At 59.2% G+C, this 11303-nt stretch carries 12 protein-coding genes and 1 rRNA gene; 11 read left to right on the forward strand and 2 right to left on the reverse strand.

The window, feature by feature from the left end:
• Positions 1 to 159: 159 nt before the first annotated feature.
• On the forward strand, positions 160 to 1578 hold the full coding sequence (locus IE111_RS14005) for a methyl-accepting chemotaxis protein (protein ID WP_189609753.1): 1419 nt from the start codon (positions 160 to 162) through the stop codon (positions 1576 to 1578).
• 17 nt (positions 1579 to 1595) lie between these two features.
• Here the strand turns inward: IE111_RS14005 and cmoB are convergent, their stop codons facing one another.
• Together cmoB and cmoA are read right to left on the reverse strand one after the other, a co-directional pair.
• Positions 1596 to 2600, reverse strand: a complete 1005-nt coding sequence (cmoB, locus tag IE111_RS14010) for a tRNA 5-methoxyuridine(34)/uridine 5-oxyacetic acid(34) synthase CmoB (RefSeq protein ID WP_189609754.1) — start codon at positions 2598 to 2600, stop codon at positions 1596 to 1598.
• Positions 2597 to 3328: a carboxy-S-adenosyl-L-methionine synthase CmoA gene (cmoA, locus tag IE111_RS14015; protein ID WP_189609756.1), complete on the reverse strand. Its 732-nt coding sequence runs from the start codon at positions 3326 to 3328 to the stop codon at positions 2597 to 2599. The genes cmoB and cmoA overlap by 4 nt, the downstream gene beginning before the upstream one ends.
• 413 nt (positions 3329 to 3741) lie before the next feature.
• On the opposite strand from cmoA, the gene prfC reads away from it, so the two are divergent.
• From prfC to IE111_RS14065, 10 genes are all read left to right on the forward strand, one after another.
• Positions 3742 to 5328, forward strand: a complete 1587-nt coding sequence (gene prfC / locus IE111_RS14020; RefSeq protein WP_189609758.1) for a peptide chain release factor 3 — start codon at positions 3742 to 3744, stop codon at positions 5326 to 5328.
• Between the two features lie 32 nt (positions 5329 to 5360).
• Positions 5361 to 5705: a hypothetical protein gene (locus IE111_RS14025; RefSeq protein ID WP_189609759.1), complete on the forward strand. Its 345-nt coding sequence runs from the start codon at positions 5361 to 5363 to the stop codon at positions 5703 to 5705.
• A gap of 99 nt (positions 5706 to 5804) precedes the next feature.
• On the forward strand, positions 5805 to 6233 hold the full coding sequence (rplM, locus tag IE111_RS14030) for a 50S ribosomal protein L13 (protein WP_189609761.1): 429 nt from the start codon (positions 5805 to 5807) through the stop codon (positions 6231 to 6233).
• 11 nt (positions 6234 to 6244) lie between these two features.
• Positions 6245 to 6640 (forward strand): 30S ribosomal protein S9, encoded by a 396-nt coding sequence (rpsI, locus tag IE111_RS14035; RefSeq protein WP_189609763.1) that lies wholly within the window; start codon positions 6245 to 6247, stop codon positions 6638 to 6640.
• Positions 6641 to 6854: 214 nt separating this feature from the next.
• Positions 6855 to 7448, forward strand: a complete 594-nt coding sequence (petA, locus tag IE111_RS14040; protein WP_189609765.1) for a ubiquinol-cytochrome c reductase iron-sulfur subunit — start codon at positions 6855 to 6857, stop codon at positions 7446 to 7448.
• Entirely contained in the window at positions 7448 to 8671 is a 1224-nt protein-coding gene (locus tag IE111_RS14045) for a cytochrome b (protein ID WP_189609767.1), read from the forward strand. Before petA ends, IE111_RS14045 begins: the two co-directional genes overlap by 1 nt.
• Complete coding sequence (locus IE111_RS14050) at positions 8671 to 9426, forward strand: cytochrome c1 (protein ID WP_189609770.1); 756 nt, start codon at positions 8671 to 8673, stop codon at positions 9424 to 9426. The genes IE111_RS14045 and IE111_RS14050 overlap by 1 nt, the downstream gene beginning before the upstream one ends.
• A 94-nt stretch (positions 9427 to 9520) precedes the next feature.
• A complete protein-coding gene (locus IE111_RS14055) occupies positions 9521 to 10150 on the forward strand; it encodes a glutathione S-transferase N-terminal domain-containing protein (protein ID WP_189609772.1) in 630 nt (209 codons plus the stop codon).
• A gap of 1 nt (position 10151) precedes the next feature.
• A complete protein-coding gene (locus IE111_RS14060) occupies positions 10152 to 10562 on the forward strand; it encodes a ClpXP protease specificity-enhancing factor (RefSeq protein WP_229805364.1) in 411 nt (136 codons plus the stop codon).
• 451 nt (positions 10563 to 11013) lie between these two features.
• Positions 11014 to 11303, forward strand: a 16S ribosomal RNA gene (locus tag IE111_RS14065); the annotation flags it as partial.

Here is an 11303-nt window from a genome sequence, read left to right on the forward strand (position 1 = left end):
GATGACGGCGGCAAACGATAAGCATCTTAAACGATTAAGTAAAGTCTTGAATCCGATGCCGGAATCGGTTATCGATGACCGCCAGGACAAAGTGAGCCCGGCCGTCTAAAGTGACTGGGGCAAGCGCTGTACAATCCTCCGTTAAAAAGAGGTGTCGATATGCTGCAGTGGTTTCTGCCCCGCCAAGAGGGCGATCTGGTCCGCGAAAAGGCCGTCGTGGTGTTCTGTTTCCTGGCCTTGCTGGTCGGGCTGTATTCCCTCGTGAAATGGCAGGCCTTCGATGTGGGCCGGCTCCAGGTCACCTCCGTTCTGCTGATTCTTTTCGTGAGCCCGGTTCCGTTTCTGGTGCGTCAGGGCGTTCCGGTGGTCTTCGGCAGTAACCTGGCCATTGCCGGCATGGCGATTCACGCCCTCAACTCGGCCTATATGTTCGGCGGCATCGACTCCCAATACCTGTTGTGGATGGTCACCCTGATCGTGTTGGCCTATATGATGACCAACCCGCTGTGGGGATCGGTTTGGTCGGTGCTGATGCTGATCGTGGCCGGGGTCTTTATCCGCATGAAACTGACGGGATACGACTTTCCCGAACCGCCGTTGTCCGGCTCCGATCTCAGCCGGGACATCGTTGTCGGGTACCTGCTGCCGATGGTCATGATCTGGGTGGGCCAGTCCTATATGCAGCGCATTACGCTGAGTGCCGTGGCGGAGGCCCGAGAGGCCGAGGCTTCGGTTAGCAGCCAGAAGGAACGCCTAGAGCAGGCCGGCGAACGCATGAACCAGGTGATGACCCGGACCCGGGATGTGGCCGGCAACTTGATAGACGCCACCCGGTCGCTGGGTTCGGTGCACACCGAAGTTGATCGCCACTCCGGTGAACTGGAACAGGTGTCCGAGCGTCAGAACGAATTCACTCAGGAGATGTCGGCCAGTCTGGCGAAGGTTCAGGAAGCCATGCGGGTCAGCGAGGAGGCCCTGGGTCGGGTCGGTCAGTCGCTGGATGCAACCCAGGACCAAAGCGACCAGACCCGCCGCCTGGCCGAACAGTTGGTCGAACTGATGAACGGCATCAAGACCGGCAACGACCGCATCGAGCAGGCCTCGCAAGCCATCATCGACATCGCCAGCCGCACCAACCTGCTGGCCCTGAACGCTTCCATCGAAGCGGCCCGCGCCGGTGAGCACGGCCGGGGCTTCGCCGTCGTCGCCGACGAAGTCCGGGCGCTGTCAATCAGCAGCGATCAGTCGGCGAACGAAATCCACACACTGTTGAGCCAGAGTACCGAGCAGATCGCACGCGGGCAGAGCCAGGCTGAGGACAGCCGCGAACGGATCCTGGCCGTCGCCGAACAGGTCGAGACGATGCGCACCGCGTTCAGTGAGCTGGAAAGCCAGGTCACGAATGTGGCCGGCGAGATGCAATCCCTGACCGAAGGCGGCCAGGAACTGAGCGACATCAGCACAACCTCGCTGGAGAGCGTTCAACAGATGACCGAGCGGCTGAAGGCGTTGAGCGAGGTGGCGTCATCGCTGCAGGACTCGGCCGATGAATTGCGTCGGGCGACGGCGGAGGCATAGGAGGACTGGCCAGCGGCTCAGTCCAGATGATACCGCCGCAGTCGTTCGGCGTTGGCGGGCTTTTCCGCGACCAGGACGGCTCGAAGCGGCGCGGGGTGACCTTCGATGGTTCGCCCCGCATCCTCCGGATCCAGATAATCGCTGAACGACTGACCCGGTTTCCATTCCGTGGTGCGTTGCTCTTCCGGCCGGGTTTGTGTCACGTCGACGATCCGTACGTTGTCGAATCCGATCTTCTCCAGCCAGGTGACCAGCGCCTCGGGGCTCGGCAGAAACCAGACGTTGTTCATTCGCGCATAACGCCCTGGCGGCACCAGGGCTTCCTTGTCATTCCCCTCGATCACCAGCGTTTCCAGCACCAGTTCACCACCCGGGCGCAAGGCGGCTCGCAGTTCGGCGAGATGGTCCAGTGGCGAACGGCGATGGTAGAGCACACCCATCGAGAAAACGGTGTCGAAAGCTTCCAGGTCCGGCGCCATGGCTTCCATCGTCAGCGGCAGCACGGTGTGGGTCGGGTCCTGAATGTAGTGGTTGATGGCCAGATGCTGAACGACCGACAGCCAGGACGGGTCAATGCCGGCGACAAGGCGGGCGCCCGCCGCTTTCATGCGCCAGCCGTAGTATCCGTTGCCGCTGCCGACATCGAGCACGATGCGCTGGGTCAGGTTGCTGATGTGCGGGGCCACGCGGGCCCATTTCAAATCGCAACGCCATTCCGAATCGATAAAGGTATCGAACACCTGGAAGGGGCCCTTGCGCCAGGGGATCAGTCCACGCAGGGCGTCGTTCAGTTGTTTGGATTGGTCGGGCGATAACGGCTGGTCCGATGAGACGGCCACTTGGTCCAGATCGACGTGCACGCCTTCGATAACGGGCAGTCGGTCGAGTTGTTTCAGAAAGCGTGGCAGGTTGCCGTCGTTCAGGGTGGCGAATAAATGGTCCAACTGCTCGGCCAGTGGCGCTTGCCAGTGGGCGAGAGCGGTATCGGTCAGGGTGTCGAGAAAGGGGCGATAGTTAATCATTTGATGGCGAGAAAGGAGGCGAAGTTGAAGCTTTGAAACCATTGGGTGGCGGCGCTGAAGCCGACGGCTTTCATGCGGTTCAGGTGGTCGTCGGCGGTTTCCGGCAGCAGAACCCGTTCAATGGCCTGACGTTTCTGGCTGATTTCCAGGTCGCTGTAGCCGTTGGCGCGTTTGAAATCGTGGTGGTGCTGGGCGAGCAACTGCTCCTGCACCGGGTCGGCGAAGCGCAATTTTTCCGAGAGCACCAGTGCGCCGCCGGGCAGCATGCCGTCATAGATGCGCTGCAGCGTGGCCTGACGCTCTTCCACCGGTATGAACTGGAGCGTGAAGTTCAACACCACGAAAGATGCGCGCTCCAGTTGCAGTTCGGTGATGTCGGCGCAGACCGTCTTGACCGGCGTCGGCAAGTCCTCGCTTTCCAGAAAGTCCCGGCTGCGATCGAGCATGGCCTGGCTGTTGTCCACGGCAATCAGGGTCGCGCCCGGTGCATGAACGCGGTGGCGCATAGCCAGGGTGGCGGCGCCCAGGGAGCTGCCGAGGTCGTACAGGTGGCTGTCCGGCTGGGCGTATTGTTCGGCCAGGATGCCGATCATGCCGATGATGTGGCTGTAGCCCGGTACGGAACGCTTGATCATGTCCGGGAATACCCGGGCGACCTGGTCGTCGAAGCGGAAATCCTCGACCTGGCCGTGTTCGGTGGCGTAAATGCGGTCTTTTTCGTGGCTCATGTCGTTGGGTCGTCTGTTTGGCTGGCGCGAATGGTACCTGTTTTACCGCGGTTTTGCCGCCGCCGGTGCTCCCGCCCGATTATTTGATGGTCGGATACGGGGCGTTCTGGTCCCGTTCGTTCGACAGCGGTCCCCTGGAATGGGGTTTCGCAGGATCGCCGGTTAATCAGCGGCCATGGTCGAAAAATAGCCGGCGATCGTTATAATGCCCGCTTTGTGACCCGATCCTCGGCCCGACCCTTCCTTCATGGGTCGCCGCACAAGACCGACAGGTGACCCATGTAGCCCGACTTTCCGATATCCGATTGAATGCGCAGGTTCGTAACCGGCTCTGACTCGCCAGAGGCGACGTTGCGAACCTGCATGGGCTGAACAGTATTCGCATGCCATCAAGGCATCACAGGTTTTCATCGATGACAGACAAACAACTCGCCAAAGAGGTGGGCAAGCGCCACACCTTCGCCATCATTTCGCACCCGGACGCCGGTAAGACCACCATCACCGAAAAGGTTCTGCTGTTCGGACGTGCCCTGCAGACCGCTGGTACCGTCAAGGGTAAGAAATCCGGCCAGCACGCCAAGTCGGACTGGATGGAAATGGAAAAGGACCGGGGGATTTCCATCACCACCTCGGTTATGCAGTTCCCCTATCACGACAAGCTGGTGAACCTGCTCGACACGCCCGGGCACGAAGACTTCTCCGAAGACACCTACCGTACCCTGACCGCGGTGGACTCCTGTTTGATGGTCATCGACGCGGCCAAGGGTGTCGAGGACCGGACCATCAAACTGATGGATGTCGCCCGCATGCGGGAGACGCCGGTGCTGACCTTCATGAACAAGCTGGACCGGGACATCCGCGACCCCATCGAGCTGATGGACGAGGTCGAGAACATCCTCAAGATCAGCTGTGCGCCCATCACCTGGCCGATCGGGCAGGGCAAGCAGTTCAAGGGCGTCTACCACCTGCTCAACGACGAGGTGATCCTGTACCAGAGTGGCCAGGGCCACACCATTCAGAAAAGCCGGGTCATCAAGGGGCTGGACAATCCGGAACTGGATACGGCGCTGGACGGCTACGCCGAGGAGCTGCGTGACGAGATCGAACTGCTCAAGGCCGCCGCCAACGAGTTCGACCTGGAAGAGTTCCTGGCCGGTCAACTGACGCCGGTCTATTTCGGTACCGCCCTGGGCAACTTTGGTGTCGATCACATGCTGGACGGTCTGACCGAGTGGGCGCCGACGCCCCAGCCCCGCGCGACCGATCAGCGCACCATCGAGTCGACCGAGAGCGGGTTTTCCGGATTCGTGTTCAAGATCCAGGCGAACATGGATCCGAACCACCGCGACCGGGTGGCCTTTCTACGCATCGTTTCCGGCAAATACGAGAAAGGCATGAAGATGCGGCACGTCCGCACCGGCAAGGATGTGCGCATCTCGGATGCCCTGACTTTCCTGGCCGGCGACCGCAGTGCGGTCGAGGAAGCCTGGGCCGGCGACATCATCGGCCTGCACAACCACGGAACCATCCAGATCGGCGACACCTTTACCCAGGGCGAGGACGTCAAGTTCACCGGCATTCCGAACTTCGCACCGGAACTCTTCCGTCGCATTCGCCTGAAGGACCCGCTCAAGGCCAAGCAACTGCAGAAGGGTCTGTTGCAGTTGTCCGAGGAAGGGGCGGTGCAGGTGTTCCGGCCTCTGAAGAACAACGACCTGATTGTCGGTGCGGTCGGTATGCTGCAGTTCGACGTGGTCGCACAGCGGTTGAAGACCGAGTACAAGGTCGACGCCGTGTACGAGCCGATCAACGTGGCCACCGCTCGCTGGGTCGACTGCGCGGACGCCCGCACCCTGGAGCAGTTCCGCGACAAGGCCCACGACAACCTGGCACTGGATGGCGGCGACAATTTAACCTACATTGCGCCCACCATGGTCAATCTGCAAATGGCTCAGGAGCGGCACCCGGACATCGCCTTCCGCAAAACGCGGGAACACTGAGATCCCGGTGGTGCCGGTTTAAAGGGGGTTTCATGTTCATTTATATAGTGGCACTGGCTTTGATCATCGGCGGCGCCTCGGCCGGTATTATCCTGGCGTTGCAGGCCCTGGTTCGGGAGGGACGCCTGCCGGCCTACGATGCCCGGGGTTATCTGGTGGTGGCTGTGCTGCTGCTGACGTTTCTGGTCGGTGGGTTGGCCTACTTCTGGGGTGTCAGCCGTTTCGGCGTACCCCGGGCCGACGCGGAGACCGCGAACGGCGCCATACTGGGGTTGCTGTTCACCGTTTGCGGCTGCATCGGCGCACTCGGGTATGGTTTGACCCGGCTGAAGACACCGCCGCACCGGCGATCCGTCGGACCGCTGGAGAAGCCCTGAAGAAACCTCTTGCACGGGTGGTTGAAATTCTATACCATCCGCGCCCTCAAATCTGGATTAACTTCCCCTGAGCCCCCCACTTACATTAGGCGGAGTTAAATGAAAACATTTGTAGCAAAACCGGCTGAAGTGAAGCGCGACTGGTACGTCGTCGATGCGGATGGCCTGACGTTGGGTCGCTTGTCGACCGAGATCGCTCGTCGCCTGCGCGGCAAGCACAAGGCCGAGTTCACCCCGCACGTCGATACCGGCGATTACATCGTCGTGATCAATGCGGAAAAGGTGGCCGTTACCGGTCGCAAGAGTAAGCAGAAGATGTACCACCGTCACACCGGTTACCCGGGTGGCCTGAAGTCACTGAGCTTCGATAAAATGATCGACCACAAGCCCGAGCGCGTGATCGAGCTGGCGGTTAAAGGCATGATTCCCCGGAATCCGCTGGGCCGTGCCATGCTGAAGAAGCTGAAGGTGTATGCCGGTGCCGAGCATCCGCATACTGCACAACAGCCCAAAGAATTGAAGATTTAACGGGGAGCGACATGACAGCAACTCAGCAACACTACGGCACAGGTCGCCGCAAAACCTCAGCCGCTCGCGTTTATCTGCGTCCGGGTTCCGGCGAGATTCACATCAACAAGCGTCCGCTGGACGTCTACTTTGGTCGTGAAACCTCTCGCATGATCGTTCGCCAGCCGCTGGAGCTGACCGAGCTGACCGAGAAGTTCGATGTCTACGTCACCGTCTCCGGTGGCGGCGCCAACGGTCAGGCCGGTGCGATTCGCCACGGCATTACCCGCGCGCTGATCGAGTACGACGAGAACCTGCGCAAGCCATTGCGTGCCGCCGGTTATGTTACGCGCGACGCCCGTATGGTCGAGCGTAAGAAAATCGGTCTGCACAAAGCGCGTAAGCGTCCGCAGTACTCCAAGCGTTGATCAATTGCGCTGTTCAAAACGCCCGGCACCGCCGGGCGTTTTTGTTTGTGCCCTCTCTCGGGTGACCGTCCTGGGACTTTAGTCCAGTGTGGCGCGGCTAAACCCTTGTTGAATGAAGGGTTTTCTTGTCAGAGAAGGCGTAATTCTTTAGTATTCCCGTCATTTTGTAGAATCTACCCCGTATATTTCTACCTTCAGACAGAGGACCTAACTAATGACGCAAGACGGCGTAAATAAGGGTCGGCGCCGCTTTCTCTACATCGCTGCCGGGGCCATGGGCGCCGCGGGCGCGGTGGGAGTTGCCACCCCGTTCGTGCGCTCCTGGTACCCCAGTGAGAAAGCCAAGGCGGTCGGGGCTCCGGTCGATGTCGACATCAGTACCTTGGAGTCCGGTGAAATGCGCATCGCCGAATGGCGCGGCAAGCCGATCTTCATTGTTCGGCGCACCGAGACCATGATCGAGAACCTGCGCAAGGATGAACTGACCAGTCGTCTGGCGGATCCCGAGTCTGAGGTAGCCTCCCAACAGCCCGAATACGCACAAAACACGCTGCGCTCGCGCGCCGAGGACCTCCTGGTGCTCGAAGGCGTCTGTACCCACCTGGGGTGCTCGCCGCAGTTCCGGCCCGAAGTGGAACCCCAACCGTTCGACGCGAACTGGATGGGCGGTTTCTTCTGTCCCTGCCACGGGTCCCGTTTCGACCTGGCCGGTCGCGTCTACAAAGGCGTACCCGCGCCGACAAACCTGGTGGTACCGCCGCACGTCGTTCAAGGATCCGTGTTAACCGTTGGTGAGGAGTCTGCCTGATGAGTACGAACAAGCCAGCCTTCATGCAATGGCTCGATCAGCGTCTGCCGGTCACCAATGCCTATGAAAAGCACATGTCCAAGTACTATGCCCCCAAGAACCTGAACTGGTGGTATGTGTTTGGTCTGTTGGCGACCCTGGTCTTCGTCAACCAAATCCTGTCCGGGATTTGGCTGACCATGTCTTACGTGCCGAGCGCTGACGAGGCATTCCACTCGGTCGAGTACATCATGCGCGATGTCGATTCCGGCTGGATCATCCGCTACATGCACTCCACCGGCGCCTCCTTCTTCTTTATCGTCGTCTACCTGCACATGTTCCGGGGCATCATGTACGGCTCCTACCAGAAGCCGCGCGAACTGATCTGGGTCTTCGGCATGTTCATCTACCTGGCCTTGATGGCCGAAGGGTTCATGGGCTATGTGCTGCCCTGGGGGCAGATGTCCTACTGGGGCGCCCAGGTGATCATTTCCCTGTTCGGTGCCATCCCGGTCATCGGCGACGGTCTGACCGAGTGGATCCGTGGGGACTTCCTGATCTCCGGCATCACCCTCAACCGCTTCTTCGCGCTGCACGTCATCGCCATCCCTCTGGTGCTGGCGTTGTTGGTCGTCTTGCACATTCTCGCGCTGCACGAAGTCGGGTCCAATAATCCGGACGGCGTCGACATCAAGAAACACAAGGATGACAAGGGTGCGCCCCTGGACGGTATCCCGTTCCACCCGTACTACACCGTCGGCAAGCTGCCGATGATCATCCTGTTCCTGTTCGTCTTCTGCGGCGTTCTGTTCTTCTTCCCGGAAGGGGGCGGCTATTTCCTCGAACACGCCAACTTCGAGCCGGCGAACCCGCTGAAAACGCCCGAGCACATTGCGCCGACCTGGTACTATGGCGCTTTCTATTCCATCCTGCGGGCGGTGCCCGACAAGCTGATGGGTGTGATCGCCATGGCCGCCGCCATTGCTATCCTGTTTGTTCTGCCCTGGCTGGATCGCAGTCCGGTTCGCAGCTGGCGCTACAAGGGCTGGATGAGCAAGACGGCCATCATCCTGTTCGCCATCGCTTTCATCGTTCTGTCTTACCTGGGCGGCCAGCCCGTGACCGATCTGAACACCTGGCTGGCTCGGATTTGCTCCGTAATCTACTTCGGCTTCTTTATTCTGATGCCGTGGTACACACGTATCGAGAAAACCAAACCTGTTCCGGAGAGGGTGCCAGAGTAATGAAAAAACTGTTCCTGTCCCTCGTATTGAGTGTTGCGCCTCTGGCCGCTTTCTCGGCTGGTGGAGCAGTCCAGTTGGACCACATAAGCACCGACTTGTCCGATAAGGCGTCGTTGCAGCGGGGTGCCCAGCTGTACATGAACTATTGCATGGGCTGTCACTCCCTGGAGTACGCCCGTTATAACCGCGTCGCCCGCGATCTGGATATTCCGGAAGAGATCATGATGGAAAATCTGGTCTTCAACGACGTGAACTTCGGCTCGCTGATGGAAAACGCCATGAGCGAGGAAGACGGCAAGGAATGGTTCGGAGCCGCGCCGCCGGACCTGACCCTGGTCGCCCGGGTTCGTGGTCCGGACTGGTTGTACACCTACCTGCGTGGTTTCTATAAAGACGAAAACCGTCCGATGGGTGTGAACAACGTGGTCTTCCCGAACGTCGGTATGCCGCACGTATTGGCCGACCTTCAGGGGTTGTGCGCCGAACAGCCGCACCCGGTCACCGACAAGCGGTTCGACCCGCTGACCGGCCGGACCATTACCGAAGGCGGTTGTGAAGCCTATGAGACCGAAGGGATGCTCACCCCGACCGAGTACGATAATGCCATGTACGACCTGGTGAATTTCCTGGAGTACATGGGTGAGCCGTTCGCCGAGGACCGTGAACGCATTGGTTGGATGGTGTTTGCCTTCCTGGCGGTCTTCCTGGTCATCGGCCAGTTGCTGTATCGAGAGCTTTGGAAAGACATCCACTGAAGCTCCGCTAAAGCAAAGATGTAATTAGAAGCGCGGCTTGTCCGCGCTTGTTTTGTCTTAATTCAGGGTGTTTTTACATCGAGGAGATGACCCGATGGGCGTTGTTGCCAAACGTTCTTCCATGACTTTTTACTCCGACCCCGCGAGCCAATACAGCCACCGTGTGCGCATTGTCTTGGCCGAGAAGGGCGTTGCCGTCGACATCAAGGATGTCGACCCGGACGACATTCCGCAGGAAATCGCCGATATCAATCCGTACAACAGCTTGCCGACCCTGGTAGACCGGGATCTGACGTTGTATGAACACTACGTGATGATGGAATACCTCGACGAGCGTTTTCCGCACCCGCCGCTGTTGCCGGTCTATCCGGTCGCCCGGGCCCAAAGCCGCCAGTACATCGCCCGGATCCAGCGCGACTGGTGCGACAAGGTCGACACCATTGTCGCCGCCAAGAGCAAGGACAGTGTTACCAAGGCGCGCAAAGAACTGCGCGAAAGCCTGGTTGCCGCAGCGCCGATCTTCGATCACTACCCTTACTTCATGAACGAAGAGTTCACGCTGGTCGATTGCTGCATCGCACCGATCCTGTGGCGCCTGCCGGCACTGGGAATCGACTTGCCCGAAAAGCAGGCGAAACCGATCCTGAAGTACATGGAGCGACTGTTCGAACGCGAATCCTTCCAGATCAGCCTGTCCGAGGTTGAGCAGGAAATGCGGGATTGATATGAGTGAGATGACCCCGAACAAACCCTATATGGTGCGAGCCATCCACGAATGGATCCTGGATAACGACTGCACGCCCTATCTGGTCATAGCGGCCGATTTTCCGGGTGTGGAAGTGCCTCAGCAATTTGTTCGTGATGGTCAGATTACGTTGAATATATCGCCGGGTGCCGTCCGGGAGTTGAATCTGGACAATCGCTGGGTTGAATTCAGTGCCCGGTTCGGTGGCGTACCGACCCTGGTTCGGGCGCCGATGTCCGCGATTATGGCGATATTCGCGAAGGAAAACGGTCAGGGTATGGGGTTCGATGTCGAAACCCCGACCGATCCGCCGCCGGACGGCGACGGTCCGGACACCCCGAATGGCGAAGGCGACGCTCCCAAAAAGCCCTCGCTCCGCGTGGTTAAATAAGCCCGTATGGACGGGAGCCCGAAGGCTCCCGGCCAGATTTCCAAAATTCCTCCCGAAACGCGTTGACTCTCAAAATCTCTCCCCTATAATGCGCCTCCGCTGTCACCGACAGCCGCTCGAAACCGGCGCTCCGGCGCGGTTCGGTCAACTCTCTAAAGAACTGATTCTTAACAGATTTTTAGAAAAAAGGAGTTGACAACGACGAGCGGAGGCGTAGAATACGCGCCTCTTCAAACGCAAGCCTACAGCCGCTTGCGTCGATCTTTAACATTGGGAATCAAGTAATTCGTGTGGGCGCTTGTGGGTCGACAAATAGAAGCTCAGCTTGCTGGGCATTCTCGATCGACAAGTGACCTGTCAGAAATTCTGAGAGGCGTGAATCCGGCTTTTGTCGGATTCGCTTGCGAACGAGCCAAGATAAAGCAGTCTGCTTCGGCAGGGTGCATATTTTGAACTGAAGAGTTTGATCATGGCTCAGATTGAACGCTGGCGGCAGGCCTAACACATGCAAGTCGAGCGGAAACGATCCTAGCTTGCTAGGAGGCGTCGAGCGGCGGACGGGTGAGTAACGCGTAGGAATCTGCCCGGTAGTTGGGGATAGCCCGGAGAAATCCGGATTAATACCGAATAATCTCTACGGAGGAAAGAGGGCTTCGGCTCTCGCTACTGGATGAGCCTGCGTCGGATTAGCTTGTTGGTGGGGTAATGGCTTACCAAGGCGACGATCCGTAGCTGGTCTGA

This window comes from Saccharospirillum salsuginis (assembly GCF_014651855.1).
In the GTDB taxonomy this organism is placed as follows: Bacteria; Pseudomonadota; Gammaproteobacteria; order Pseudomonadales; family Natronospirillaceae; genus Saccharospirillum; species Saccharospirillum salsuginis.

What these genes read in the sequence shown, in the direction of transcription:
- IE111_RS14005 (WP_189609753.1), top strand. Translation starts at nt 160, where the DNA reads ATGCTGCAGTGGTTTCTGCCCCGCCAAGAGGGCGATCTGGTCCGCGAA.
- cmoB (WP_189609754.1), bottom strand. Translation starts at nt 2,600, where the DNA reads ATGATTAACTATCGCCCCTTTCTCGACACCCTGACCGATACCGCTCTC.
- cmoA (WP_189609756.1), bottom strand. Translation starts at nt 3,328, where the DNA reads ATGAGCCACGAAAAAGACCGCATTTACGCCACCGAACACGGCCAGGTC.
- prfC (WP_189609758.1), top strand. Translation starts at nt 3,742, where the DNA reads ATGACAGACAAACAACTCGCCAAAGAGGTGGGCAAGCGCCACACCTTC.
- IE111_RS14025 (WP_189609759.1), top strand. Translation starts at nt 5,361, where the DNA reads ATGTTCATTTATATAGTGGCACTGGCTTTGATCATCGGCGGCGCCTCG.
- rplM (WP_189609761.1), top strand. Translation starts at nt 5,805, where the DNA reads ATGAAAACATTTGTAGCAAAACCGGCTGAAGTGAAGCGCGACTGGTAC.
- rpsI (WP_189609763.1), top strand. Translation starts at nt 6,245, where the DNA reads ATGACAGCAACTCAGCAACACTACGGCACAGGTCGCCGCAAAACCTCA.
- petA (WP_189609765.1), top strand. Translation starts at nt 6,855, where the DNA reads ATGACGCAAGACGGCGTAAATAAGGGTCGGCGCCGCTTTCTCTACATC.
- IE111_RS14045 (WP_189609767.1), top strand. Translation starts at nt 7,448, where the DNA reads ATGAGTACGAACAAGCCAGCCTTCATGCAATGGCTCGATCAGCGTCTG.
- IE111_RS14050 (WP_189609770.1), top strand. Translation starts at nt 8,671, where the DNA reads ATGAAAAAACTGTTCCTGTCCCTCGTATTGAGTGTTGCGCCTCTGGCC.
- IE111_RS14055 (WP_189609772.1), top strand. Translation starts at nt 9,521, where the DNA reads ATGGGCGTTGTTGCCAAACGTTCTTCCATGACTTTTTACTCCGACCCC.
- IE111_RS14060 (WP_229805364.1), top strand. Translation starts at nt 10,152, where the DNA reads ATGAGTGAGATGACCCCGAACAAACCCTATATGGTGCGAGCCATCCAC.